The 25238-nt window shown below is 69.1% G+C and carries 29 protein-coding genes; 7 read left to right on the forward strand and 22 right to left on the reverse strand.

The features are described 5' to 3' along the window. Positions 1-117: 117 nt before the first annotated feature. The 3 genes from rpsD to AB4Y68_RS02840 all read right to left on the reverse strand — a co-directional run bounded on the left by rpsD (position 118) and on the right by AB4Y68_RS02840 (position 2586). On the reverse strand, positions 118-735 hold the full coding sequence (rpsD, locus tag AB4Y68_RS02830) for a 30S ribosomal protein S4 (RefSeq protein WP_441453897.1): 618 nt from the start codon (positions 733-735) through the stop codon (positions 118-120). Between the two features lie 161 nt (positions 736-896). After that, positions 897-1823, reverse strand: coding sequence for an MBL fold metallo-hydrolase (locus tag AB4Y68_RS02835; protein WP_441453899.1), 927 nt, complete (start codon positions 1821-1823; stop codon positions 897-899). Positions 1824-1974: 151 nt separating this feature from the next. Beyond that, entirely contained in the window at positions 1975-2586 is a 612-nt protein-coding gene (locus AB4Y68_RS02840) for a superoxide dismutase (RefSeq protein ID WP_441453901.1), read from the reverse strand. Positions 2587-2750: 164 nt separating this feature from the next. On the opposite strand from AB4Y68_RS02840, the gene AB4Y68_RS02845 reads away from it, so the two are divergent. Beyond that, positions 2751-2939, forward strand: coding sequence for a hypothetical protein (locus AB4Y68_RS02845; protein WP_441453903.1), 189 nt, complete (start codon positions 2751-2753; stop codon positions 2937-2939). Between the two features lie 138 nt (positions 2940-3077). Here the strand turns inward: AB4Y68_RS02845 and cckA are convergent, their stop codons facing one another. The 4 genes from cckA to fliQ all read right to left on the reverse strand — a co-directional run bounded on the left by cckA (position 3078) and on the right by fliQ (position 7499). Continuing rightward, positions 3078-5171, reverse strand: coding sequence for a cell cycle histidine kinase CckA (cckA, locus tag AB4Y68_RS02850; RefSeq protein ID WP_441453905.1), 2094 nt, complete (start codon positions 5169-5171; stop codon positions 3078-3080). A gap of 199 nt (positions 5172-5370) precedes the next feature. Further along, on the reverse strand, positions 5371-6447 hold the full coding sequence (flhB, locus tag AB4Y68_RS02855) for a flagellar biosynthesis protein FlhB (protein WP_441453907.1): 1077 nt from the start codon (positions 6445-6447) through the stop codon (positions 5371-5373). Next, complete coding sequence (fliR, locus tag AB4Y68_RS02860; RefSeq protein ID WP_441453909.1) at positions 6440-7210, reverse strand: flagellar biosynthetic protein FliR; 771 nt, start codon at positions 7208-7210, stop codon at positions 6440-6442. Before fliR ends, flhB begins: the two co-directional genes overlap by 8 nt. 22 nt (positions 7211-7232) lie before the next feature. Then, complete coding sequence (fliQ, locus tag AB4Y68_RS02865) at positions 7233-7499, reverse strand: flagellar biosynthesis protein FliQ (RefSeq protein ID WP_441453911.1); 267 nt, start codon at positions 7497-7499, stop codon at positions 7233-7235. Between the two features lie 269 nt (positions 7500-7768). On the opposite strand from fliQ, the gene folE reads away from it, so the two are divergent. Continuing rightward, positions 7769-8356 carry a GTP cyclohydrolase I FolE gene (folE, locus tag AB4Y68_RS02870; protein WP_441453912.1) on the forward strand — a complete coding sequence of 196 codons (588 nt, stop codon included), beginning with the start codon at positions 7769-7771 and terminating at the stop codon, positions 8354-8356. Between the two features lie 303 nt (positions 8357-8659). Then, positions 8660-9763 carry an acyltransferase family protein gene (locus AB4Y68_RS02875; protein WP_441453914.1) on the forward strand — a complete coding sequence of 368 codons (1104 nt, stop codon included), beginning with the start codon at positions 8660-8662 and terminating at the stop codon, positions 9761-9763. A 63-nt stretch (positions 9764-9826) separates the two neighbouring features. Here AB4Y68_RS02875 and AB4Y68_RS02880 read toward each other — a convergent pair whose 3' ends face one another. The 4 genes from AB4Y68_RS02880 to flgB form a co-directional block, all read right to left on the reverse strand. After that, the gene (locus tag AB4Y68_RS02880; RefSeq protein WP_441453916.1) at positions 9827-10204 is read right to left on the reverse strand and encodes a VOC family protein; all 378 of its coding nucleotides are present in this window, start codon (positions 10202-10204) and stop codon (positions 9827-9829) included. Between the two features lie 218 nt (positions 10205-10422). Then, positions 10423-10728: a flagellar hook-basal body complex protein FliE gene (fliE, locus tag AB4Y68_RS02885; protein ID WP_441453918.1), complete on the reverse strand. Its 306-nt coding sequence runs from the start codon at positions 10726-10728 to the stop codon at positions 10423-10425. 13 nt (positions 10729-10741) lie between these two features. After that, positions 10742-11176, reverse strand: a complete 435-nt coding sequence (gene flgC, locus AB4Y68_RS02890) for a flagellar basal body rod protein FlgC (protein WP_441453920.1) — start codon at positions 11174-11176, stop codon at positions 10742-10744. A gap of 16 nt (positions 11177-11192) precedes the next feature. Then, the gene (gene flgB, locus AB4Y68_RS02895) at positions 11193-11597 is read right to left on the reverse strand and encodes a flagellar basal body rod protein FlgB (RefSeq protein WP_441453922.1); all 405 of its coding nucleotides are present in this window, start codon (positions 11595-11597) and stop codon (positions 11193-11195) included. A gap of 153 nt (positions 11598-11750) precedes the next feature. On the opposite strand from flgB, the gene AB4Y68_RS02900 reads away from it, so the two are divergent. The 3 genes from AB4Y68_RS02900 (at position 11751) to AB4Y68_RS02910 (ending at position 13395) form a co-directional block, all read left to right on the forward strand. Further along, positions 11751-12038, forward strand: coding sequence for a FliO/MopB family protein (locus AB4Y68_RS02900; protein ID WP_441453924.1), 288 nt, complete (start codon positions 11751-11753; stop codon positions 12036-12038). 164 nt (positions 12039-12202) lie between these two features. Beyond that, positions 12203-13003, forward strand: coding sequence for a flagellar type III secretion system pore protein FliP (fliP, locus tag AB4Y68_RS02905; RefSeq protein ID WP_441453926.1), 801 nt, complete (start codon positions 12203-12205; stop codon positions 13001-13003). Positions 13004-13116: 113 nt separating this feature from the next. Further along, the gene (locus AB4Y68_RS02910) at positions 13117-13395 is read left to right on the forward strand and encodes an HU family DNA-binding protein (RefSeq protein ID WP_441453928.1); all 279 of its coding nucleotides are present in this window, start codon (positions 13117-13119) and stop codon (positions 13393-13395) included. Between the two features lie 133 nt (positions 13396-13528). Here AB4Y68_RS02910 and AB4Y68_RS02915 read toward each other — a convergent pair whose 3' ends face one another. Then, positions 13529-16426: a hypothetical protein gene (locus AB4Y68_RS02915; protein WP_441453929.1), complete on the reverse strand. Its 2898-nt coding sequence runs from the start codon at positions 16424-16426 to the stop codon at positions 13529-13531. Between the two features lie 171 nt (positions 16427-16597). Here AB4Y68_RS02915 and AB4Y68_RS02920 point away from each other — a divergent pair, with 171 nt between their 5' ends. Further along, positions 16598-17050 carry a DUF983 domain-containing protein gene (locus AB4Y68_RS02920; protein WP_441453931.1) on the forward strand — a complete coding sequence of 151 codons (453 nt, stop codon included), beginning with the start codon at positions 16598-16600 and terminating at the stop codon, positions 17048-17050. A 166-nt stretch (positions 17051-17216) separates the two neighbouring features. Here the strand turns inward: AB4Y68_RS02920 and AB4Y68_RS02925 are convergent, their stop codons facing one another. The 10 genes from AB4Y68_RS02925 to AB4Y68_RS02970 form a co-directional block, all read right to left on the reverse strand. Beyond that, positions 17217-19559, reverse strand: coding sequence for a TonB-dependent receptor (locus AB4Y68_RS02925; protein ID WP_441454430.1), 2343 nt, complete (start codon positions 19557-19559; stop codon positions 17217-17219). 165 nt (positions 19560-19724) lie between these two features. Then, positions 19725-20051: a hypothetical protein gene (locus tag AB4Y68_RS02930; RefSeq protein WP_441453933.1), complete on the reverse strand. Its 327-nt coding sequence runs from the start codon at positions 20049-20051 to the stop codon at positions 19725-19727. Beyond that, positions 19996-20472, reverse strand: coding sequence for a hypothetical protein (locus AB4Y68_RS02935; RefSeq protein WP_441453935.1), 477 nt, complete (start codon positions 20470-20472; stop codon positions 19996-19998). The genes AB4Y68_RS02930 and AB4Y68_RS02935 overlap by 56 nt, the downstream gene beginning before the upstream one ends. 113 nt (positions 20473-20585) lie before the next feature. Continuing rightward, complete coding sequence (locus tag AB4Y68_RS02940; RefSeq protein WP_441453937.1) at positions 20586-21029, reverse strand: response regulator transcription factor; 444 nt, start codon at positions 21027-21029, stop codon at positions 20586-20588. A 108-nt stretch (positions 21030-21137) separates the two neighbouring features. After that, positions 21138-21614 carry a type II secretion system protein GspM gene (gspM, locus tag AB4Y68_RS02945; protein WP_441453939.1) on the reverse strand — a complete coding sequence of 159 codons (477 nt, stop codon included), beginning with the start codon at positions 21612-21614 and terminating at the stop codon, positions 21138-21140. Beyond that, complete coding sequence (gene gspL / locus AB4Y68_RS02950; RefSeq protein WP_441453941.1) at positions 21614-22714, reverse strand: type II secretion system protein GspL; 1101 nt, start codon at positions 22712-22714, stop codon at positions 21614-21616. Before gspL ends, gspM begins: the two co-directional genes overlap by 1 nt. Next, positions 22711-23691 (reverse strand): type II secretion system minor pseudopilin GspK, encoded by a 981-nt coding sequence (gene gspK / locus AB4Y68_RS02955; RefSeq protein WP_441453943.1) that lies wholly within the window; start codon positions 23689-23691, stop codon positions 22711-22713. Before gspK ends, gspL begins: the two co-directional genes overlap by 4 nt. Continuing rightward, positions 23688-24278, reverse strand: coding sequence for a type II secretion system minor pseudopilin GspJ (gene gspJ / locus AB4Y68_RS02960; protein WP_441453945.1), 591 nt, complete (start codon positions 24276-24278; stop codon positions 23688-23690). The genes gspK and gspJ overlap by 4 nt, the downstream gene beginning before the upstream one ends. Next, entirely contained in the window at positions 24275-24634 is a 360-nt protein-coding gene (gspI, locus tag AB4Y68_RS02965; RefSeq protein ID WP_441453947.1) for a type II secretion system minor pseudopilin GspI, read from the reverse strand. The genes gspJ and gspI overlap by 4 nt, the downstream gene beginning before the upstream one ends. Continuing rightward, on the reverse strand, positions 24627-25085 hold the full coding sequence (locus tag AB4Y68_RS02970) for a GspH/FimT family pseudopilin (RefSeq protein ID WP_441453949.1): 459 nt from the start codon (positions 25083-25085) through the stop codon (positions 24627-24629). Before AB4Y68_RS02970 ends, gspI begins: the two co-directional genes overlap by 8 nt. Positions 25086-25238 lie beyond the last annotated feature (153 nt).

Consider the following 25238-nt stretch of genomic DNA (forward strand, 5'->3'; position numbering starts at 1 on the left):
TATCCACCCGGTCAGAATGCCCCGCTTCCTCCCCCAAGGGAACAGGCGATCCTGAATAAGAAAGAAGCCCCGGCTCGCGCCGGGGCTTCCATCAACTCTATCGTCGAACGCCTGAAATCAGGACGAGTAGTATTCGACGACCAGGTTCGGTTCCATCTTGACCGGGTACGGCACGTCGGACAGTTCCGGCACGCGGACGTAACGGACCGAGAAGCCGCGATCGCCCAGTTCCAGGTAATCGGGGATGTCGCGTTCCGACGACTGCTGGGCTTCAAGCACCAGAGCCATGCTGCGCGACTTTTCCTTGATCTCGACGACTTGGCCCGGCTTGACGCGGTACGAACCGATGTCGACCTTCTTGCCGTCGACGGTCACGTGGCCGTGGCTGACGAACTGGCGAGCGGCCCAGACGGTCGGGACGAATTTGGCGCGGTAGACGATGGCGTCCAGACGCGATTCCAGCAGACCGATCAGGTTTTCCGAGGTGTTGCCCTTGCGGCGGCCGGCTTCATCATAGATGGCCGAGAATTGCTTCTCGGTGATGTTGCCGTAGTAGCCCTTGAGCTTCTGCTTGGCCTTCAGCTGCAGGCCGAAGTCCGAGACTTTCGACTTGCGGCGCTGGCCGTGCTGGCCGGGGCCATACGAACGTTTGTTGACCGGCGACTTGGCGCGGCCCCACAGGTTTTCACCCATGACCCGATCGAGTTTGTACTTGGCGCTATGGCGCTTGGACATAAGTCACTCTTCATGCTGATGCGGCCCGGCCCCTCCCCGATTGGAGCGGCGATCTCAACGGCGGTCCACGCATCGTCCGTAGTCAGTTCGCACCTCGGGCCGAGACCCGATGCGAGAAAGGCGGGCTTATGGAGCCACGCCCCCCTTTCGTCAAGGCCGGCTCAGGACTCCGGCGTCCAGACCAGGGCCTCGCCCTGCTTCGTCACATGTCCTACACCCGGCCAGGGGAAGTGGACGGCGTAAATCCGCGTCTTCTGTTCCGCAGCGCGTTCCAACAAGGCCCTGCGGCTGTTCTGGGCCGTCGGGGCGTCGCCGTCATAGGCGATGGTCCAGTCGGGCTGCTGGACCGAGATCACCGAATGGTGGGCCGTATCGCCGATATAGAGCAGGCGCTGATCGCCGGACGCGACCTCATAGGCGGTGTGGCCCGGGGTGTGGCCGTCGACCGGCACGGCCCTGATGTTGGGCGTCACCTGCGCCCCGGGCTGGAAGGGCTGAACCTGGGGCGCGATCGTCGCAATCAGACCGTCCTTGTCGGTCTTCGCCTTCAGCGCCTGCCACTCCGCCGCCGTCATGCGGACGACGGCGTTGGGAAAGGCCAGGGCGCCCGAAGTCGTCACCAGCCCGCCGATATGGTCGCGGTGCCCGTGCGAGATCAGGATATCGGTGATCTGCGCCGGCGCGACGCCCGCCGCGCGCAGCGAGGCGATCAGCTTGTTCTCGGTGCCCAGTTGACCGCCAGCCCCCGCGTCGAGCAGGACCACGCGGTCGCCGACGCGCAGCAACAGGGGCTGGAGCGACAGGTCAATCGTCTCCGTCGACAGGCCAGCGTTGGTCAGAACGGCCGCGACCTCGGCCTTGGTGCGGCCGACGCCGAAGACCGTATTGTCGTTCGGCGCCCTGAGCACGCCGTCGCGCAGGGCGTAGGCCTGAAGCGCGCCGATGGTGAAGGGATGCACGTCGGCGCTGGCCGCGACGGCCGGGGCCGCCAGCGCGCCCCTGTCCGCCTGCTTTTCTCCCGCATGCGAGCAGGCGGCGATAAGAACCGCTACGGCGGCGACGGCGGTCAGGGAGGCGGGACGGGTCATGGCAGGTTTCCGGGGAAGCTTGGCTTTATGGGGATGCTAGGACGCCGAGCGCGAGACGCAAGCACGGACCGAAAACGAAACGGCCGCCGCCCCTTTCGGAGCGGCGGCCGTTGAATCACGCGTCAGCCCTTGGCGGCGTTCGCGCCGAGCCTCAGCCCTTGGCGGCGGCGAACAGGTCGTTGACCTTGTTCCAGTTCACGATGGACCAGAAGGCGGCCAGGAACTCGGCGCGGCGGTTCTGGTACTTCAGATAGTAGGCGTGCTCCCAGACGTCGGCGACCAGCAGGGGCGCGCCCTTTTCCTCGGCGAAGTCCATCAGGGAGTTGTCCTGGTTCGGCGTCGAGATGATCTTCAGCTTGCCGTTCTGCACGATCAGCCAGGCCCAGCCCGAACCGAAGCGGCCGAGGCCGGCCGCGTTGAAGGCCTCCTTGAAGGCGTCCATGCCGCCCAGGTCGGCGTCGATGGCGGCGGCCAGCTCAGCCGAGGGCGCGCCGCCCTGACCGACCGGAGCCAGGCCGTCCCAGAAGAAGGTGTGGTTCCACACGCCGCCGGCGTTGTTGCGCACGGCGACCGGCAGGGTCGACATCTTGGCGAACAGCTCGTCGAACGACTGGCCCTCGACGCCCGCGGCCGCGACGGCCTTGTTCAGGTTGTCGACATAGGTCTGATGGTGCTTGTCGTAGTGGAAGCCCATCGTCTCCTTGTCGATGGCGGGCTCCAGCGCGTCGTGGGCGTAGGGCAGCGGGGGCAGGGTGAAGGCCATGGGGAGCGTCCTCTTCGGGGTTTCGAATCGTCTGGCCCCTATCTAGGGCCGCGCACGAAAGACCCAAGCCCTTACGGCGGCGTTTGTTCAGTTTTTCAGGTCGGAACCCCCGCGAGGAATGGGCGTTTTTCAAAAAGCGCCCCCTCGTGGTGAAGGAGGATGCCGTGCCCGTCCGTTCATCCCGCCGCCTGACGCTCCTCTCGGACGCCGAAGCCGAGACCCTGCGTCTGCACCTGCTCGAGATCGTTCCCCGGCTGGAACGCCGCCACCTGCTGGATCTCGCCGACACCCTGCACGACGCCGCCCGCGAGCGGCGGGACGATGAACTGCGCCGCTTCGACACGAGGGTTTGAGACCCGCTTTCCTCCCCATTCCATGGGGAGGTGGATCGGCGGCGACAGCCGACGAGACGGAGGGGCGCGGCGCCGCGTGGCCCTCCACCGCTTCGCGGTCCCCCTCCCCACAAAGTGGGGAGGAAAGCAGAGCGTCGATCAGCCCGCGTGCAGTTCCTGCTTCACCCGTTCGGCCAGGGTCTTGATGTCCAGCGGCTTGGGCAGGAAGGAGACGCCCGTCTCGTCCTGCAACAGGTCCGAGAAGTCGCTCTCGGCATAGCCCGAGATGAACATGACCGGGGCGTCGCCCAGGAAGGGCCGCGCCTTGCGCAACAGGGACGGACCGTCCAGCCCCGGCATGATGACGTCAGAGATCATCATGTCGATCTGACCCGCCCATTCCTCGGCCAGGATCAAGGCTTCCTCGCCGTCGGCGGCCTCGATCACCTCATAGCCGCGCTGGCGCAGCAGGCGGGCGGCGATGCCGCGCACGGCGGCCTCGTCCTCGACGAACAGGATGCGGCCGGCGCCCGACAGGTCGCGCGGCGCGGCCTTGACCACCTTCTCGACCACCGGCGCGGCGACCAGTTCCTCGGCCGAGGCGGCGGGCAGGAAGATGCGGAAGGCGGCGCCGGCGCCGTCGAGGTTGGTCACGCAGATATGGCCGCCCGCCTGCTGGACGATGCCATAGACGGTGGCCAGCCCCATGCCGGTGCCTTCGTTGACCGCCTTGGTGGTGAAGAAGGGCTCGAAGATCTTGTCGACCAGATCGGCGGGCACGCCCGGCCCGGTGTCGGACACCTCGATCAGGGCGATCTCGCCGGACGCCTCGCGCCAGCCCATGTCGCGGGCCTGGGCTTCGGTCAGACGGCGGGTCTTGATCGTCACCACCCCCGCGCCCGGCTCGACCACGCCGCGCATGGCGTCGCGGGCGTTGACCGCCAGGTTCATGACGGCGGTTTCCAGCTGGCTCTTGTCGGCCAGCACCAGCGGCATGTCGCGGCCGTAGTCGGTCTCCAGCCGCACGTCCTCGCGCAGCAGGCGGCGCAGCAGGACGGCGAATTCGCCGACCAGTTCGCCCAGATCCAGCCGCTCGCGCCGCACCGTCGACTTGCGCGAGAAGGCCAGCAGCTTGCGCACCAGATCGGCGGCGCGGATGGCCGTCTGGCGGATCTCGTTCAGCCCTTCGTAGGAGGGATCGCCGACCGGGTGCCGTTCCAGCAGGCCGGACAGTTGCAGCTGGATGGCCGTCAGCAGGTTGTTGAAATCGTGCGCCACGCCGCCGGCCAGTTGGCCCACGGCCTGCATCTTCTGGGCCTGCGACAGCTGCAGCTCCATCGACTTCTGCGTCGTCACGTCGAACAGCCAGACGCGGCGGCGATCGCCCTCGGGCGCGACATAGAGGTGCAGGCTGCGGTCGGGATAGGCGCGCGCGACCAGTTCGATCGGACCGGAAGACCCGGCGGCCAGCTTGGTCTTGGCCTCGATCACGCCGGCCGGATCGAACAGGTGGCCGAAGGCGGCGTCGCCCGAGGCGGCGGGGCCGGTCAGCAGAGCCAGGGCCGCGTTGGAATCCTCGGCCTTGCCCGCGAACAGGTCGTCGCCCGCGATCACCGTCGAACCGAAAGGCGCGCCGGCGGCCATGGTCCGGGCCTCGCCGCTGACCTTGGCGGGCGCGGCAGGGGCGGCGTGGTGCGGCACCGGCAGGACGGCGTCGGGCGCGGCGCGGACCAGGAAACGCCCCTGCCCCGCCTGACCGATCAGGACCTCGATCTCGCGGGCGCCGATCTGGACGATGGCGCGGCCCTGATGACCTTCGCGAGCCTGGGCGAAGGCCATGTAGAGGGCTTGCGCCGACTTGCCGCGCGGCAGCGCCGTGACGGCGCCGTTCTCTTCGGCCCAGGCGCCGTTGTAGGCCAGCACCTGACCGGACGGCCACACCAGGGCGGCGGGCTCGGCCATGGCGTCCAGCATCTCGACCGCCGTGTCGCCGCTGGCGCGGCGCACTTCGGCGCGACCGAAGGCGAACAGCCAGATCAGGGCCGTGGCCCCCGCCGCGAAGATCAGGATCAGGCCGGGCGCCGTCAGGGCGTTGGTGCGAAACGCCGGATAGACCATGGCCGCGACCGCCAGGGCGAAGCCCAGCGCCATCAGCACCAGCAGCGGATCAAAGGTCGGACGGCGCGTCGCCGCCGCTTTCGGCCGGGAAATCGTCATGGCGTCCTGCCCGCGCGAATCAGTGGTCGTCAGCATATCGAAGCTCGGTCGTCCGCCCTAACGGGGGCGTTCATCATCCCGACCCGCAGATGGCAGGGAGCAAAGATCGTCATCCCGGCCCGAGCGTCGCGCAGCGATGCGGAGAACCGGGACCGCCCAAGACGCGACATCGGCGGCAGCGTTTCTTGCGGTCCCGGACAGCGGCTGCGCCGCTTCCGGGATGACGAGGAGCCGATCACCGCCGTTTCCGCTCCTGCATGACGAAGCCGATCACCCGCGCCGCCGCCTCGAAATGTTCGCGCGGAATGGTGTCGTCCACCTCGACCGCCGCATAGAGGGCGCGGGCCAGGGGCACGTTCTCGATGATCGGCACGTCGTGTTCTTTGGCCACTTCCCGGATGCGCAGGGCCAGGGCGTCGACGCCCTTGGCGACGCAGATCGGCGCGGCGTCGCCCTGATCCGGCTCATAGCGCAGGGCCACGGAATAGTGGGTCGGGTTGGTGACGATGACGGTGGCGTTCGGCACGGCCTGCATCATGCGCTGGCGGCTGCGCTGCATGCGGATCTGGCGCAGCTTGGCCTTGACGTGCGGGTCGCCTTCGGACTGCTTGTAGTCTTCCTTGGTCTCTTCCTTGGTCATCCGCATCCGCTTGGCGAAGCGGAACTTCTGCCAGATAAAGTCGGCGCCGGCGGTGAAGGCCAGGAAGATCAGGGCCGAGATCATCAGCGCCCCCGCCAGATCGCGCGCGAAGGGCAGGATCATCGCCGGGCTCATGGCGGCCAGGTTTTCCAGCTCGCGGGCGTGCGGCTTCAGCACCCACCAACAGACGGCGCCGATGGAGACCAGCTTGAGGAAGGTCTTGATGAACTGGACGATCCCGTCCGGGCCATAGATGCGCTTGAACCCCTGCATCGGGCTGAGCGCCGACCACTTGGGCTTGATCTTCTCGGCGGTGAACAGAAAACCCGACTGGGCCAGGTTGCCGCCCACCCCGCCGATGACGACCGCCAGCATCAGCGCCGCCAAAAACGGCGCGACGGCCCAGAGAGCGCGGACGCCGATCTCGATCCCCGCCCCGGCCTCCAGGCCGCCGATCATGGCGTGAGGCGACGCCAGAAAGGGCAGCAGGTCTTCCGCCATCTGCTGCGAGAAATAGCCGCCGCCGATCAGCAGCACCGCCACCGCCCCGGCCAGGGACATGGCCGCCGCCACGTCCGGCGACTTGGCGACGTCGCCCTTCTTTCGGGCCTCCTCAAGCTTTCGCGGGGAGGCCTCTTCGGTTTTGGACTCGGGGTCGGCGCCTTCAGCCAAGGCTGCCTCCCGTGAACACCCTCGCCATCGCCTGATAGCGGTCGATGAAGATGGTCCCCATCACCCCCAGGCTGAGGGCGAAGACCGACAGGCCCAGCAGCACGCTGAGCGGCGCGGCGGCGAAATAGACCTGGAAACTGGGCATGACCCGCGCCACCAGTCCCGAGGCCAGGTTGAAGATCAGGGCGAAAACCAGCACCGGCGCCGCCAACTGCACCCCCAGCATGAAGCTCTGGCCCAGGGTCTTGACCGCCAGGGCGGCGAAGTCGGCGGCGATCAGCGGCTTGGCCGGGGCGATGGCCTCATACGACCCCAGGATGCCGGCGATGAACAGGTGATGGGTGTTGGTGGCGAAGATCAGCGTCACGCCCAGCAACATCAGAAAGGCCGACAGGGTCGAACCGGGCTGGGCCTGCAGCGGGTTGGCGGTCTGGGAAAACCCCAGCGTCGTCTGCATCGAGACGATCTCGCCCGCCGTCGTCAGCGCCGTCATGAAGCTGCGCAGGATCATGCCGATGGCCAGGCCCGTCACCACTTCGCGGATGATCCAGCCCGCCATGCCGCCCAGGGTCGCGGGCAGGCCCGGCAGCGTCCCCGCCACCAGCGGCCACAGCACCAGCGACAGCAGCAGCGCCAGCGACAGGCGCACGCGCGGCGGCACATAGTTTTCGCCGATGCCAGGAATGGTCATCAGGATCGCGCCGACCCGCGCGAAGATCAGCCCGCCGGCCCAGACCTGATCGGCGGTGGCCCAACCTTCCATCTATGTGGGCTCCACGTCGGACCTACATCCCGGCGATGCGGGCGGCGATCTGGCGCATGAAGGCTCCCAGCAGCGCCCCCATCAGCGGCAGGAACAGCAGCAGGCTGACGAAGATGGCGATGATCTTGGGCGCATAGACCAGGGTCTGCTCCTGGATCTGCGTCAGGGCCTGAAACAGGCCGATGCTCACGCCGACCACCAGACCGACCACGAGCACGGGCGCGCACAGCTGAATCGTCAGCCAGATGGCGTCACGGCCCACATCCAGAACTTCCGCGCCGTTCATCAACCACTCCCGGGAACTCGGCAGAAAATGCCGACAGGATGGTTAACAGGCCGTTTAGGAAAGCCTCGCGTGACAAATCCTTCTCCCCTTGGAGAAGGTCGCGGGCGAAGCCCGACGGATGAGGGGTGGCGACGCCCCCAACCGTCATCGCAGTGATCCGCTGTTGCGAGACCCCTCATCCGGCCCTGGCGGGCCACCTTCTCCCTCAAGGGGAGAAGGAAGCACTCGGTAACGGCTGGATTGATCGCCCGGTCGGGCTATATGGACACGCCATGACCGACCACGCGCACAAACCCTCCGTCTCGCAGGCCGAAGCCGAAGCCGCCGTCCGCACCCTGATTCAGTGGGCGGGCGACAACCCCGACCGCGAGGGCCTGCTGGAAACGCCCAAGCGGGTGGCCAAGTCCTATCGCGAGCTGTTCCAGGGCTATGAGGTCGAGCCGCGCGAGTATCTGGAGAAGACTTTCGAGGAGGTCGGCGGTTACGACGAACTGGTCGTGCTGAAGAACATCCGCTTCGTCAGCTTCTGCGAACATCACATGCTGCCGGTCGTCGGCGTGGCCCACGTCGGCTATCTGCCGACCGACCGGGTCGTCGGCATCTCCAAGCTGGCCCGCGTGGTGCGCGGCTTCGCGCGGCGCCTGCAGATCCAGGAGAAGATGACCTCCGAGATCGCCACCTCGATCCAGGAAGTCCTGCGTCCCCACGGCGTCGGCGTGGTCATCGAGGCCGAGCACAGCTGCATGACCATGCGCGGCGTCGACGTCCCCGGCGCCAGCCTGACCACCAGTTGCCTGCTGGGCTCGGTCCGCGAAGACCCCCGCACGCGGGAAGAGTTCCTGCGGCTGGTGCGGGGCTAGGCCTCCACGCAAACTCAGCGTCTCCTCCCCACGCGTGGGGAGGGGGACCGCGAAGCGGTGGAGGGGGTGACTCGACGCCTGACACTCAGGCGCTGGACCGGATGACGCAGCGCCGCCCCCTCCGTCTCGTCCGCTACGCGCCCGAGCCACCTCCCCATCGCTGCGCGACAGGGAGGAAAGAAGCCCGCCAGTCTCTCCCCTGCCCCGAGCGACGGCGGCCCCGCCCTTGCATCGCGCTCCCCCGAAGGAGCCTTCGTCATGGGCTGGAGCGCGTTTTCGTCTCGGAATGAGCCACCGCCGATCATGCGCGGCGGGTGGCTGGACGCCCTGCGCTTCATCGTGGCGTCGCTGATCATCCTGCATCATTTCCAGGCGTCGGCGCCCATTCCCCTGGCTGAGAGCGTCCACCCGGTGTTCGAGCGGGGCGGCTTCCTGCTGACCAACTTCTTCCTGATCGACAGCGGCTATGTGCTGATGCGGGTTTACGGCGCGGCGGTCGGCGGCGGCCGGATGTCCAAGACGGACTTCTTCCTCAAGCGGTCGCTGCGGGTGTTTCCAGCCCACCTGATCATGGGCGGTCTGCTGGTCGCCATGGTGCTGCTGGCCACGGCCGTCGGTCTGCCGCCCAGCCATCCCGAGTGGTTCGCCTGGGATCAACTGCCGGCGCAGCTGACGCTGCTGCAGTCGTTCGGCGTGCCCGGCGGTCTAGGCTGGAACGCGCCCAGCTGGTCGATCTCAGCCCTGCTGGGCTGCTACCTCGCCTTCCCCTGGGTGCTGCGCGGCCTGACGCGGGTCGGGCCGTGGCTGGCGCTGGGGCTGGTCGTGGTCGGCTATCTGGCCGCCAACGAACTGAGCTGGGCCATCCTGAACTACCCCGTCTATCAGATGCCGCTGGGCCTCGGCATCTGGCGCGCCCTGCCCCTGTTCGTCCTGGGCATGGGTCTGGCCTGGTTCGCGCAAGGCGTCTGGATCAACCCGCGTCTGGCCGGCTGGGCCCTGCTGCTGGCGGCGGTCGCCCTGCCGGTGGTGCAGTATTTCGACAAGAACGCCCTGATCTCGCTGGCCTTCATCTCCATCATCATCCTGGCGGCGGGCGCCGTGCCGGTGACCAGGCCGTCGAAACTGATCGAGCAGGCGGCGATGGTCTCCTTCGCCATGTTCATCTCCAACGAAGTGGTGCGCATCGGCTGGTTCGGTCTGGCCGAGGCGATGGCCAACAAGCTGAGCCTGGGCGAGGCCTGGCGCTGGGGCCTGTGGGCCATGGGCGTCGGCGCGGCCTTCGTCTTCGCCTTCCTGTTCCACTACGCCGTCGACAACCCGATCCAGAAACGCATCCGCGCCGGGCTGAAACGGCGCGGCCAGGTCCAGGCGACGGTCAGCGAGCCGGTGATCTCGCTGGAGGGGTAGGCGACGGCCTGGGTCCCGGGTTCCGCTACGCGGCCCGGGGATGACGGCATGGAGAGAGTGACCTCACCCCGCCGAACCGATCAGATGCAGCACATTGCCGTCGGGGTCCTTGAACCAGGCCAGACGCATCGTCCCGCAAATGTGGATGTCGCCCTCGTGCGGCAGGGCGTCATACTGTTCGAAGACGATGCCCTTGCCCTTCAGCCAGCCGACGATGTCGTCCAGCTCGACGCCGACGTACCAGCTGACGGCGTTGGCCTGATTGGTGCCGGCGAAGTCGGATTTATAGACCGTCAGCCAGGTGTTGCCGGTGCGGTAGCCCAGCATCCCTTCCATCGAGGTGTCGGCCAGGTTCAGCTCCAGCACGTCGGAATAGAAGGCTTTGGCGCGATCCAGATCCTTGACCGCCACGATGGCCGAGGAGTTCTTGTTCTTGAGCATGACGTCTCTCCGTGATCAGGAGAGAACCGTCGAGGCGGGGGTTCGATCCATTCGAGGCCGCCCGCCTTTCCTCCCTGTCGCGAAGCGATGGGGAGGTGGCGCGGCGCCGTAGGCGACGTGGCGGAGGGGGCGACTCCACGTCAGCCGTTTGCGCCCTCCCTCCACCACTTCGTGGTCCCCCTCCCCATTTCATGGGGAGGAAAGAGGAGGCGTCGCCGTCAGATCGGCATCCGCAGGATTTCCTGATAGGCCGAGATGACCTGGTCGCGGACCGCCATGACGGTTTCCAGCGAAGCCTCGGCGGAGGAGACGGCGGTGACGACGTCGATCAGGTTGCCCTGGCCCTGGACCATCTGGCTCATCTGGGTTTCGGCGCCGCGCGTCTGCTGCGTCGCCTGATTCATGACGCCTTGCAGCAGTTCGGAGAAGCCGGGGCCTTGCGTCGCCGCGGCCGCGCTCGGGGCGGCAGGCATGGCCCCGCCCTGAACCGCTGCATAGGCCTTGGCCGCCATCATGGGATTCATGGCCTAGGCTCTCTTATTTCTTGATGATGTCGAGGGTGCGGGCTTCCATGTTCCGCGCCGTCTCGATGACGTTGAGGTTGGCTTCGTAGGCGCGCTGCGCCTCGCGCATGTCCATGGCCTCGATCAGGGTGTCGACGTTGGGGCGCTGGACATAGCCCTCGGCGTTGGCCGCCGGGTGGGTGGGGTCGTATTCCAGACGAAAGTCGCTCTGATCCGGGCGGACCTCGGCCAGGACCACGCCGGTCGCGCCGTCGACCTTGCGGGCCTGGAACACCGGGGTCTGGCGGCGATAGGGCTGACCGCCGGCGACATTGGCGGTGGATTCCGCGTTGGCGATGTTCTCGGCGATGATGCGCATGCGCGACTGCTGCGCCTTCAGCGCGCCGGAGGCGACAGCCATGGCGGTGTTGCGCGGCGTGACGGGACGGCCGTTGACGGGATCGGGCATGGCTCAGTCTCCTCGTTCAGGCGCCGGGCTTCTTGGCGGCCATGCGGATCATCTGCATGGACTTCTGGTAGAAGCCGATGGCGGCGTCATAGGCCATGCGGCTCTCGGCCATCTTCAGCATCTGCTCCTCGACCACGACCGAATTGCCGTCCAGCGTGGTCTCGGAGTCCGGCGTGCTGACGGACTCGAAGCGCGCGGCGTGGCCCGGGGGGGCGATGTGGCGGGCGTTGGTGGCGACCATCTTCAGCCCCCCGCCCGTGCGCAGGGCCTCGGCGAAGTCGGTCGGCGTCTTCAGATCGCGGGCGACAAAACCCGGCGTGTCGGAGTTGGCGACGTTCTGGGCGATCACGCGCTGACGATCGTCGAGCCATCCGAGACGGCCCTTGATCTGGTTCAGCAGCGGAATGTCAGTGACGGACACGAAAGGCCCTCGAACGGTTGATCGGCAGAAAATGCCGCCCTCATGGTTAATATTCAGTATCCCTAAACGCGCCGTTAACCACGAGGCGCGAAACGTGCGGGCGAAGGGGCGCACCTGTAGGCGCCGGCTTCCCTTCGTCTGGGGCCCTCTCGCATGAATTTTCTCGACCTGTTCCGGGCGGTGTTCGGCCTGGCCATCACCCTGGGCCTGATCGGCCTGGCCGCCTGGGCGACGCGCCGCTATGCGCCCAAGGTTCTGGCGAAGTTCCAGGCCGAGCGCGGCGCGCGGCGGCTGCAGGTGATCGAGACCCTGGTGCTGGACCCCGCGCGGCGTCTGGTCCTGGTGCGGGTGGACGCCGAGGAGCGACTGATCCTGCTGGGCGAGGGCCGCGAACTGATCGAGCCGCGCGGCCCTGCGATCCCCTCGGGAGAGGTGAAATGAGCCGGTCCAACGCCTCTCAGCAAGATGAAGCCCTCCCCCTCGAGGGGGGAGGGTTGGGTGGTACGCCGGAGACGCCAACGGTCACGCCTCATGCGCGCCGCCTTCAAGCGCGGCGTACACACCCCCATCCCCGCCCCTTCCCCCCTCGAGGGGGAAGGGAGAAGGTGTTCGGCCTGCCGACCCGCGCCGAGCTGAAACGCGCGGCCCTGCTGTCGCTGATCACCACCCTGCTCTGCCTGGCCTGGCCGCTCGGCGCCCTGGCTCAGGAGGTCGCCCGCTCCGGTTCGGCCATCAACATCGACCTGGGGACCGGCGCCGGCCTGACCCAGAGGGTGGTGCAGTTGGTCGGGCTGATGACCGTGCTGTCGCTGGCGCCGTCCATCGTCATCATGACCACCAGCTTCGTGCGCATCATCGTGGTGCTGAGCTTGCTGCGGACCGCCCTGGGCATGCAGCAGTCGCCGCCGAACGCCGTCCTGGTGTCCCTGGCCCTGTTCCTGAGCGCCATCGTCATGGCCCCGACCTGGCAGGACGCCTATGATTCGGGGGTCCGCCCCCTGCTGGATCAGCAGATGGAACTGCCTCAGGCCTTCGATGCGGCCTCCGAACCGGTGAAGACTTTCATGCTGGCCCAGGTCGACCGCAACGACCTCGCCCTGTTCACCCGACTGTCGAAAATCGAGCCCCCCAAGGAGCTGCAGGAACTGCCCCTGCGGGTGGTCACGCCGGCCTTCATGATCAGTGAATTGAAGAAGGCCTTCACGATCGGATTTCTTCTTTTCGTTCCGTTCCTTGTGATCGATCTGGTGGTGGCCAGCGTGCTGATGTCCATGGGCATGATGATGCTGCCGCCGGTGGTGGTCAGCCTGCCGTTCAAGCTGATCTTCTTCGTGCTGGTGGATGGCTGGCGGCTGGTCGCCGGAAGCCTGGTCGAGAGCTTCCAGAGAGCGTCCGGCGGGGGATAAATCCCCAGCCTCAGGGGCTTTCAAGCTCAGCCGGGCTTGCCAAGCTGCAGCAAACGCGTGTTGATCCTCCAGTCTTCGTCCGGGAATCGGGCGACCACCTTTGGGAAACCCTCATGACCACTCAAGCCGAACTGATCGCCGCCGTCGCCAAAGACGCAGGCGTTTCGCAGGCCGACGCCAGCCGCGTCCTCGACGCGATCGTCAAGAACATCCACAAGAGCCTGGTTTCGGGTTCGGACGTCCGCATCTCGAACCTGGGCGTGTTCGACACCGCCGAGCGCGCCGAGCGTGAAGGCCGCAACCCCGCCACGGGCGCGACCATCAAGATCGCCGCTTCCAAGGCTGTGCGCTTCCGCGTGTCCAAGCCCCTGAAGGACGCCGTCAACGGCTAAGCCTTCGGACCCGTCTGGGTCCATGGCGCTCTGCCCTACTCGCGCACCGCGTGACGAACGTCAGAGCGCCGGCCCCTCAAGCAGCCGAGCACCGCGTGCGAGGCGTTAGGGGCCCCTCTTAAAAAGAGAAATGTCAGGCGGCTCCGGCCGCCTGGGGACGGGCGGGGGTCGCAGCGCGATCTCCGCCCGTTTTCTGCCCGCCTGTCTTTTCACGGAACTCGGCCTTCGTGGCCGCGATCCAGCCGGCGTAGGTGTCGGCCCCAGCGCTGAGCGCCGCGAAGTCCTGCGGCCGGCCCGAACCGTCGGCCCCGTCCAGCCCGGCCAGGGCGATGCGGATCGCCCCCGCCGAACGCGCCTTGTCGGCGAAGCCCGAATAGTTGCGCGACAGCCGGTTCACCCCGCCCGCGTCGCGCGCCAGCGAATAGCCGACGCCGGCGCGGATCAGCCGGTTCTCCTCGTCCGCCGTCAGCGGGATGACCCCGTCCTTGAACCGGTCGCCCAGACGCTGCTCGTAGAGGGCGGCGGCCGCGCCCCACTGCTGCTGCTTCCACAGGATCTCGGCGCGCACGTCGCGACCGGCGGGCGAGGCGTCCTTGCCCAGAATCTCCAGCGCGTGGTCGTAGCGGCCCAGTTCCATCAGCGCCCGCGCCTCCAGCGCACGGCGCTCGATATTCATGGCCGTGGGCAGAAGCGTGGTGCGCGAGCTCCACAGGGCCTGCAGCGCCTGTTCCGGCTGGCGGTTCATCAGATAGACCGCGGCCAGATTGGTCGCGACCTGGGCCTTGGCTACCCCGTCCAGACGGTTGTCGGCCTGGTATTTCAGCAGCTCGGCGGCCTGATCCAGCAGGTCGACGTCGATCAGACGCCGGGCCAGACGCCGCACCATCTCGTCGCCGTCGGCGCCGACCGGGGTCAGTTCGCGGAAGTCGAAGAACAGGGCCAAGGCTTGAACCGGCTGCAGGCCGTCGGCGGCGCCGTCGAGGAACAGGGCGCGGAAGGCGTTGTCGAGATCGGCCTGAAGCTGGCTGCCGCCGGGCAGAACCACGATCTTGCGGCCCGCCGCCTTCAGGGTGGTCAGGGCCTCGCGGTAGCGCCCCTGCGACAGGTAGAGCCCGCCCAGGCTGCGGATCACGGCCAGTTCGGTCGCGTCGCCGCGCCAGCGCCACTTCAACGCCTCCAGCTGGCCCGCCGCCGCATCGGGCTTCAACGCCCCCTTGGCCATCTCCAGCCGGATGACGCCCAGGCGGGCGGGGGTGGCGATCCCATCCAGCGGGGCGCGGGCCACGGCCTTGTAGAGGGCCAGGGCGCGCTCGGGCGTCTGGTCCAGTTCGAACAGCTTGGCCTGGACCAGACGGGCGGCCAGTTGATCCGGGGCGGAGATGCCGGGCTGGCTGAAGACATAGGCCAGCAGCTCGCGCGCGGCGTCCAGATCGCCGGTCTCGACCGCAGCCAGGGCGTGGGCCGTGCCGAAACGGGCGCGCCATTCAGGGGCGAAGCCGTCGACCACCCCGGCCCCGGCGGCGAAGCCCTGACGCGCGGTGGTCCAGTCGCCCCGCTGGGCGGCGATATAGCCCTGCCAGACCCGCGTGGACGGATCGCCCGCCAGAGCGCCGGACGAAAAGTCGGCCTCGGCCTCGGCCAGACGACCGATGGAGGCCCGGGCCGCGCCGCGCAGACCGCGCACCTCGGCCACGCCCTGCATGGCCGGGGTCTGCTTGACCAGGGCGTTCAGCACGCCGATCGCCTCATAGCCCAGCCCCGATCCGACCAGGAAGCGGGCCAGGGCCATGCGCGCCTCGATCGGGGCGCGCGGATCGCTGGCGGCGCGGCCGCTTTCCAGTTCGGCGGCTTCCTGAAGGGCGCGATGGCGGGCGCTGAAGCCGTCGGCGCCCGTTTCGGACCAGCCCGCAAGGATAAGCGCCGGGCGCGCGGCGGCGCGCGGCGCATGGGTCTCGCGGGCGGCGGCTTCCAGCCCCACCGTGGGCGGCGACAGGCTGAGGCCGCGCGGGCGCGACAGGGTGACGAGGTCGCCCTCGGCCTTGACCATCAGGTCGTCGGCCGGCGCCTCGACCGCCAAGCCATGAGCGGTGGGCAGCAGATTCAGTTCGACGGTGCGGCGACCGGTCCTCAGCCCCTTGCCGGGGGCCAGGGCCGTGACGGCGGCGAAACGGTCGCCGACCAGGGGATCGGTCAGCCAGACGGTCTTGGTGGCCCCGGCCATGCGCGCGGTCAGGGCGGTCTGGGCGCTGTCGTCGCGGTCGATCTCGACCCCGGTCACGGTCGGGGCGACGCCGCCCAGGGTGACGATCCAGGCGGCGCCGTCGGCGCGAGCCGAAACCGTCTGCCCTTCGCCTGCGGGAATGCGGATGGCGGTGAAATCAGGCCCGGCGGCCCAGCGCGCCTTGGCCGCGCCGCCGGCCTTGGCCGCAGCCGGCATGTTCATGCGGGCGGCGGCGTCGAACACCACCCAGACCGCGTCGCCGCGGCGGAAGACGGCGGCTCCGACCGGCGCGGCCCAGGCGAAGGTCAGGCGGGTCGTCTCGTCCTTGACCTCAGCGGTCACAGGCACGGCGCCGCCGGCAGGCACGACGGGGCGCTTGCCGCCGTCGGGGCCGGCGCCCGGCGCATAGAGGTTCAGCCAGACCGAGCCGTCGGCCGAGCCGGAGCGGGCGGCGGCCCCCTCAGCCAGGGTCAGGACCAGTTCGGTGCCGCCCGAGGCGGCGCGGGTCTCGACCTTCTCGACACCCTTGGGCGGATCGACTTTCAGGCGGCTGACGTCCGGCGCGGCGGTCGTGCCGATGCGGACGATGACGGCGCGACCGTCCTGACGCACCCGGGCGCGCGAACCGACGGCCCCGGCGAATTCGATCTTGGTGAAGCCAGTGTTGGCGCCGACGCGGATCTCGACCGGGCCGCTGCTGACGTTGGAGCCCTCGGCGTGCGGGGCCAGGGGCGCGAACACGACGACGCCCGCCGCGGCGGCCGCCACGGTCGTCTTCAGAACGCGCTTGCTGGCGGTTGCCCCGGACATACGCGCGCACCCTCGCGTGAAGGGCTTTAATCGCGGTTAACGCCGATTAAACGGCGCCGCTTGCACAACCTCCCCACGCAGGTAGGACAAAACACCCGCTTGCGGCGCGCGCGCGAAAGGCCGACATCGGCGGTATCGACGTCATGTCACGCCGTTTCCCAGGTGCTTTCCGTGTCCGACCCCGCCTATCCGCCCATCAGCCCGCTGAAGACCGGCCTCCGCTGCCGCTGCCCGCGCTGCGGCGTGGGCCCGCTGTTCCAAGGTTATCTGACCATCCGCAAGGAATGTTCGAACTGCGGTCTGGACTACGGTTTCGCCGACCCGGCGGACGGCCCGGCCTTTTTCGTCATGTCGGCGGTCGGCATCGTCGGCATGATCGCCTTCATGATCTTCGAGTTCAACGTCCACCCCCCGGTCTGGGTGCATTTCGTCGTCACCCTGCCGGTCCTGGCGCTGATGTGCCTGGGCGTGCTGCGGCCGTTCAAGGGCTGGATGGTGGCCGAACAGTATTTCCACAAGGCCGAGGAAGCCACCTTCGTCAGCGTCGGCAAGCATGGCGAGGGCTACGGCTGGCGCGGCCAGGCCGAGCGCGCCGCCCGCAAAAAGGCGCACGACGAAGGGTGAGCCGCCCTGCCCTTCTCCCCTTGCGGGAGAAGGTGGACGGCGGAGCCGGACGGATGAGGGGTTGCAGGACCGCGGGTCTTGCAGCCCTTTTTTCTGGCGTCGAGAGACCCCTCATCCGGCCCTGACGGGCCACCTTCTCCCGCAAGGGGAGAAGGGGCGACGTCGATTAGCGCACCACCCTCAGCGTCACGCCCACGGTGCGCGGCGCGCCGAGGAAGGCGCCCAGCGTGCCCGACTGGAAGGGCGCGCCGAAGGCCACCTGGCGATAGTCCTGATCGAACAGGTTCTTGCCCCACAACTCGACGCTCCAAGCCTCGTCCTTGGCCAGGGCCACGCGGCCGTCCACCAGCCAGAAGCCCGGCTGGCTCTTGGCGGGATCAAGGTCCGAGCCGGTGTTGTATTCCGACGAATACTTGGCCGCGAGCGTGACGCGGCCGGTCAGCCCAGCCACCACCGGACGCTCATAGGTTCCGGCCAGGGATCCGCTCCACAGGGGAGCGAAGTTCAGACGGCGACCGGCCAGCAGCGGCAGACCGGCGATGGGGTCATGGCCGTATTCCGTCTGGGCATAGGTGACCCCGCCCTGCAGCGACAGGCCTTCGACGGGCAGGAACATGAAGTCCGCCTCGACGCCCTTGGCCCGGACCTGCGGGATCGAGCGCACTAGGAAGGTGGTGCCGAGGAAGGTGTTGAGCTGGAAGTCGTCATAGGTCTGGCGGAAGGCGGCGGCGCCGACCAGCAGGCGATGGTCCAGCAGCACGCTCTTGACCCCCGCCTCATAGGCCTCGACGCTTTCGGCCGGGAAGGCGCGCGAGGCGTCGGGAACGAGGTTGGTCTGGCCCCGGTCCAGGTTGAAGCCGCCGTTCTTGCGACCGCGCGACCACGAGGCGTAGAGGCGCGTCGCCTCGGTCGCCCTGAACTCGGCGCGGGCCAGGCCGGTCCAGGCCTGGTCCTTGACCGTCTCCGACGACGTCAGGCCGTTGAAGGCCGGGTTGGACCAGGGCAGGCACAGGGTGGCGTTGGTCACGCCCTTGGCCAGGGCGGCGGCGCAGGCACGGCCGCCGTCGGTGTTGGTGTAGGCCGCGCTCATGTCCTTGGTCTCATGCGTGCGGCGCAGGCCCCCGGTCAGGGTCAGGCGGTCGGTGACGGCGTAGGAGGCCTGACCGAACAGGGCGGCGCTCTGCGTCGTCTGCCAGTAGCGGTCCCGCTGGCCCTCGCCCTCGACGAAACTCTGGCCGACGGCCAGGCCGGTCAGGGTCGAGACATAGGTCGGATCGCCCAGCGGATTGGCGCCCGAGCGCGACAGCAGACGGCTGACATAGGCTTCGTAGTCGGCGCCGTAGAACAGGCTGTCGCGACGGGTCAGCTTCTCGTCGGCCAGGAACAGACCCGCCGACCAGTCCAGACGCCCGCGTTGGCCCGACAGGCGGACCTCCTGCGTCAGGGTGCGGAAGCGGTTGGACCAGCTGCCGTCGTCGGGACGATAGGCCAGGTCGGCCGAGGTGAAGTCCCAGTCCTGGCTGATGACGCCGCGCCAGTCGCGCACCGCCGTCGTCGAATCCAGCTGCGCCCAGCCCAGGTCGGCGGTCAGGTGCAGGGCCAGCCCCCGGTCGCGGATACGGGTGTTGGTGTCGCGGTTCGACCAGGCCGTGCGCGCCCACGGATTCGGCGTCGCCGCCACCCCGCCGTCGGGCGCGAAGGTCGCCAGCAAGGGCGCCGTGCCGCCGGTCACCAACTGGACGCCGACGCAGCAGCGCTCGTCCCGCTCGGTCCAGTCGGCGGTCAGGCGGGCGCTCAGGTCGGGCGTGGCCCGCCACAGCAGTTGGCCGCGCACGGTGTCGTAATGCTCGGTCTGATCGTCGGTCGCGGTGCGCGGGCCGTCGCCCGTTTTCACGTCCGACAGGCCGTCGCGACGACGCGCGGCCACATAGAGCCGCCCGGCCAGAACCTCGTCCACGATCGGGCCGGTCAACGACACCGAGCCGCCCTGGGTCCCGTAATCCCCGAAGGTCGCCTCGCCCGCCAGACGCGGGGTGAAGGACGGCGCGGCGGTGACGACGTTGATGACGCCCGCCGAGGTGTTCTTGCCGAACAGGGTGGCCTGCGGGCCTTTCAGCACCTCGATGCGCTCGACCTCGCCGAGGTCGCCCAGGGCCACGCCGTTGCGCGGGCGATAGACGCCGTCGATCATGACCCCGACCGAGCTTTCCAGCCCCGGATTGTCGCCCACCGTGCCGACGCCGCGGATGCGGGCGGTGGTGAAGGTCTGGTTCGAGGTCGAGGCCACGATCAGGCCCGGCGTCAGGATCTGCAGGTCCTTGATGTCGCGCACGCCGACGTCGTTCAGCAGCGGCGGGCTGGCGACCGTCAGCGACAGGGGCGTCGCCGCCAGAGGGGCCTCGCGCCGCTGGGCCGTCACCACGATCTCGGACACCTGAACCGGCCCCTCGGTCGCCCGATCCTCGACAAAGCCCCCTTCGGCGAAGACGGGCATGGCGAAAGCGAGCACGGGCAAGGCGGCGGACGCGAGACACGCGGCGCGGACAGTGGACAACATGGAAGGAAAAACCGCTTGGCGGAGCGACGGCGCAAGGCCTTGTCGCGGACAGGATCGCGCTCTAGCAGTCCGGCTACGCCGTTAAAAGCCTTACCTAACGTCAACCTTCGTTGACTTTCAGGCCCGGCCCGCCATAGGGCCGGACGCGCAGGGCGCGAAACTGAGCTCAACCCGGCTGCGGTGGCGGTCGATGTCGTTGCGGACCGCGCCGCCGACCTTGCACAAGACGCCGAGGTCGCCGGCGGCGCCCATTTCATGCGCCGCGATCAGCTCCAGCAGCCGCTCCGCCTCAGCCAGCGAGGCCGGCTTCTGATCCAGCAGCCAGGCTTCCAGCACGTCCAGATCCGCCGCCAGCGCGCCGACGCAGACCGCAGCGTCGACCGTGCGCCTATTCCATTGATGCAGCAGCGCGCGCGCCGCCCCGATGGTCCATTGTTGCGCCATCACGCCCCTCCCGGGCGAAGCGTCGGGCGGCCGAGGCTTCCCAGATCCCGACGAAGGCCGTCAGGCTGACGAAAGACCAGGCGCCCCATTGCAAAGTGACCGCCGCCCACCCCAACCGCTCGTGAGCGAAAAAGGGCGCCAGATGGCTGAAAACGATAATCAGCTGAAATCCGGCACAGGCGACCAGCCACCAGCGACGACCGTGTTCCGCCAGCGCCCAAAGCGAGCCGAACAGGGCCACATCCACCAGCATCACACCGATCCGGAAGCCGTGGATGTCCCACGGCAACACCATCACCGACAAAACCTGGGCCGCCGTGAGGGCGGCCACGGCCAGCCGTTCGACCGTCTCGCCCCGCCATAGCAGCAGGGTGAAGGCGATCAGATTGGCAAGGATGAGGATGATCTGAACGGGATGCATGATTCGAAATCAGCCCGCGCGCCGACCGCTCCCGCCCAAGGCGGATCGGGCGGCCCGATCCGGGCGTCCTCTCATTGATCTGTCATCATCGACCACCCCTGCGGATTCGAAACTCACCGCAGGCGTTCGATCAGTTCGAGGACGGGATTGACGAGGGTGGCGCCGACCGCAGCGATGATCAGCCAGGCCAGAGACCAGCCGAGGATCAGCCACAGCAGGGAGCCCCCCAGCTTCCTGGGTCGGCGCCAGCCGCCCAACGCGACGTATCGATCATAGAGCGAACGCCGCATCCCGCCCCCAACCGACGTCAAAGGCGCCGCGGAGACAGCCGCAGTTGGCTCAACCGCAGCCGTGTCGGATAGGGTGAGCGTTTCCCCTGAGTAGTTTTCACTCAGGCGGCGCGCGGCGCGCAGGCGATCGGACACGCCCAGTTTTTCATAGGCGCGGTGCAGGTGGTTCTGGACGGTGCGCGGCGACAGGCCAAGCCTCTGCGCGATCTCCTTGTCGCCCAGGCGCAGCCCCGCCAACTGGACGACTTCCAGTTCACGCTGCGTCAACTTTGGGATAGGATATTCCTTTGCCACGCCATAGCGTTAGCGAGTTCCGGGTCCTCGCGTCCAGATGGTAAGAACGCGAACACGCACGCGTGAGGTCCGCTGCGGGACTTAACCGGCCAGGCTTCCCGTCACATCCAGCGTCGCATCGGCGTTCTCGACCACCGTGACGGCGCGCGTTTCAACGCCGTACTCGGACTTCAGCGCCGCCAGCCAACCGAACAGCGCCGCCGAGGTCGCGCCGGGCGCGTCGAAGGCCAGGCCCCCCTCGCCGTCGACCGACAGGGTCACGGCCAGCCCCCCCGCCTCGGCCGCGGTTCGGGCCGCCTGTTCAACGTCAGCCAGGGCCATCGCCGCCTTGGCCTCCACCGGCGCCCGACCGGCGAGGCCGGTCTCGATCCGGGCCAGCGCCGCCGTCGCCTCGACCCGACGTTCGGCCGCCGCCTCGCGCCAGGCACAGGCGGGGCGCAGCACCAGCAGCCAGACCAGGACGGCGGCGACCAGCAGCCCCATGGCCGCCAGCATCCGCTGCTCGCGCACCGAGCGTCCGTCCCACCACAGGCCCATCGAGGGGATCATCCGGTTCATCAGGCGCCTCCCACGCGGACTTCCGAGACGACCTTGCCCTGGTCGTCGACGGTGCTTTCGTCGGTCAGGGACATGCCCTTGGCCGCCATGGCCCGCTGCAGGGCGTCGAGGTCCTGATAGGCGGCGTAGGTGACGGTGGCCCGCACCCCGCCCTCGTCGGCGGTCAGACTGTCCAGTTCCGCGCCCTCGACGCTTTCGACGGCGGCGAACAGGGCGGCGGCGGCGGCGGTCGGTCCGCCCGGCGGCGGGGCGGCGGTCAGGCGACGCGTCGCCTCGGCCACGGCGTCGGCATTGGGCGCCACGTCGGGGAAGGCGCGGCGTGCGGCGGCTTCCGCCCGTCTTTCGGCATCGCGAGCGCCCCATTCGTCGTGACCGGCGGCGGCCAGGGTCAGGAGCAGCGGCGAAACGACCAGGGCCGCCGCCAGCGCCGCCGCCCGTTTCCAGCCGCGCCGGTCGGCCTCGATGCGCCGTCCGGCCCCGGCCAGCAGGTTGATCGGCGGGTTGAGGGCGGCGCCGGCCAGCAGGCGTTCGATCTCCTCGGCCCGGTCGATGCGCGCCACCGCCCGGCCGGCGGCGACAGCCTCGGCCAGGTCGGGCTGAAGGCTGAGCGCCAATTCGCGCCCGCGCAGGGCCAGGTCGGCGCCGAAGACGGCGGCGGTCAGCCTCCCCTCCTCCGCCGGTTCCGGCAGGATCAGACTGTCGGGGATCATGACGTCGGCGCGCAGGCCGAGGCTGGCCAGATAGTCGCCCCAGGTCTGCAGCAGCGGCCGCCCTGCCACGGCGACCAGCCGCCGCCCGCCCGGCGCGGCGACCGGCCCCAGGGCGGCGGTCAGCCGGTCGGCGGGCGCGGCCAGATCGTCGCGCAGCAGATGCAGCGCCGTCGTCGCCACCTGGGCGGGACTGCCCGAGGGCAACTCCAGCCAGCGGATCAGAACGTCGGCGCCGGGGACCACAGCGACGGTGCGCATCGGCTCAGGCGCAAAGCCGGAGCCCAGCTCCAGCACGCCGCGCGTCAGGACGGCGCCGTGCGCGTCCAGCGTCAGGCAGGTCGCCGGCAGGGCCGCCGAGGGCGGGATCAGGATCAGTCGGATGCGGCTCATTCGTCCAGGGTCCAGCGTTGGATGACGGTGCGCGCGGGACCGGCCTGAGGCAGTTCGATCAGGGCGGTGCGGACGGCGCGGCTGCCGCCGAACTCCACGTCCACGCGCAGGTTGAAGAAGCGGGTCAGGACCGTCAGCTGGTCCTGCACCGGGATCGGCAGTTCTACGCCCCTCATGGCCCCCTGCATCAGGAAGGCGTTGGCGTTGCTCCAGCCGCTCGCCGGCCGCGCGGCGATCGCGGCCCTGGCCGAGGCCAGGCTCAGCTTGCCGTCCGCCAGCATGACCAGAAGCGGCGCCTGCTCCGGCGTCAGGGTGTTGGGGTTGATCGGCGACAGGTCCGTGGTCGGCAGGGCGCAGAGGTAGGGCCGCAGCCGTGCATAGATTTCGGCGTCGACGCCTCGCACGGCGCGCAGCTCGCTGACCTCGGCCAGCAGGGTCCCGGCGGTGCGATAGGCTTGGCCGGCGTAGGCGGCGTCCTCGCCGCCTTGCGCGCGCGGCGTCGTGTCGGTGTCGATCCAGTCGGTCAGGGCGTCGGCGACGGCCCGCATCCGCCCCTCGGGCAGATTCAGCGCGCGGCCCAGGGCGACGAACTGCTGGATGCCCAGCGGCCGGGCGACATAGACCTCCAGTTGGCCCTCGACCACGCTGTTCAGGTTGAAGCAGGCCTGACCGTCGCTCAGGCGGGCGGTGATGCTGCCGTCCTCGACCGGGAAGCTGAGCACGCGGCCGTTCCAGTCGGGCTGGATCGGCGTCTTGACGGGATCAAGGTCGCGCAGGCGGTTGATCTGGCGCCGCGCCAGGGATTCAGCCCCCGCCGCATACCACTGGGCCTGGCTCTGCGTTTCCGCATTCATGGTGCGGCGAACCGAGAAGCGGATGTCGTCCAGCACCAGCACCGCCACCGCCGCCATCACCGCCACCAGCAGCAGGACGGTCAGCAGGGCCATGCCTTCGCGGTTTCGCAGACGCGCCTTCATCGCCCGCCCCCGACGACGAACAACTGGCGCACCGGGCCATAGCCTTCCAGCGTCAGGTCCAGACGCACGGCGTCCGGCAGAGGCCGATCCGGCGACGGGATGAAGCGCGGCGCCTCGGCGCCCTCGCTGATGAAGGCCAGGGTCGGGGCGCTGACGCCTTGATACAGGATCTGCGGCGGGCCGGGCCGGGCGCCGTCCAGATAGGGGTAGACCCTGCGTTCCAGCCGGTCCTCAACCAGCCGGTATTCGACCCTTTGCAGCGCCGCGCGCGAGCGGCCGTCGGGGTTGCTCCACCCCGCACGAACCAGCACCAGCAGCGGATCCCCCGGTGCCTCGGCCGCCAGGATGGGCGAGGTCGCGGGCTGGCCGTTGGCGGCGCGGACCCGGCGCGGCGCGGCCTGGCCCAGGTCGGCGCGCAGGGTCGCGCGCAGGCGCTGCAGTGCGGCGGTGCGGTCGGTCGAGGCCTTGACCGCGAAGCGGTTGTCGATGCTCTGGCTCAGCACCAGCACCCCCGCCGCCGCCAGCAGGGCGAAGATCAGCAGGGCGATCATCACCTCGATCAGGGTGAAACCAGCGCGGGATTTCATGACCCGACCGCCCGGAACAGGACGCGCTCGGCGGCCTGACCCTCGTCGTCGGAGACGCGGATGTCGATGCGCAGAATGTCGGGGTCGTCGGTGGCGGTGACCGCGCGGGTCCAGCGCCAGTCGCGGCCGGCCAGAGGCTGGCTTCCGTCGCTGTCGCCGGGCGCCGGGGCGGGCCGCGCCGTCATCGCCTCGACCGCCAGGTTCTCGGCCACGATCCCGGCCAGCGTCCGCGTCTCGGCGCGCGCGGCCGAGCGGGTGTTCTCGCCGCCGAGGTTCAGCAGGGCCAGCGCGGCCAGACTGAACACCGCCAGCGCCACCAGCAGCTCGATCAGGGTGAAGCCGGGCCGGTCAGCCATCGACCCGCACCTCGCCCGCCGCATCGACGGCGACGGTCACAGCGCGCGGGCCGCGCGACAGGGTCAGGGAGGCGGCGTCGGCCACGCCGGTCGGGTCGAAGACGACGCGCAAGGGCGCATCCGCAGGCTGACCCTCAGGCCGGGCGATGGTGTCCTCGGCCCAGGATTCGTCGCCGAAGGGGCCGTCTGCCAGGGGCGACCACTGGACGCCGTCGAAGCGGGAGAAGGCGTAGCCCTCGGCCGTGGCCTCGACCGCCACGGCGCGGTTGGTCAGCAGAGCCTCTTCGCGCGCGCGGACCAGCCGCGCGGCGAAACGCTCGGCCTCGTCGCCCACGGGCGGGCGCGGATCGGGCACGGCCAGCACCACGGCCCCGGCGGCGAGGCCGATGATGGCGACAACCATCAGCAACTCGACCAGGGTGAAGCCGGAACGCCGCCCGCGGCGCCCCATGATCCCGCTCATTCCGGCGGACGCCGGGATCCAGTGCTTTGGCTCCATAGCAATTCGACCCACTGGAAAGCCGCCAGTTGGCGCTCTCACTGGATCCCGGCGTCCGCCGGGATGAGCGGATGGTGAAATCAACCGCCGACACCCACCGCGAAC

The organism is Brevundimonas sp. 2YAF1 (genome assembly GCF_052114745.1).
Taxonomy (GTDB): Bacteria; Pseudomonadota; Alphaproteobacteria; order Caulobacterales; family Caulobacteraceae; genus Brevundimonas.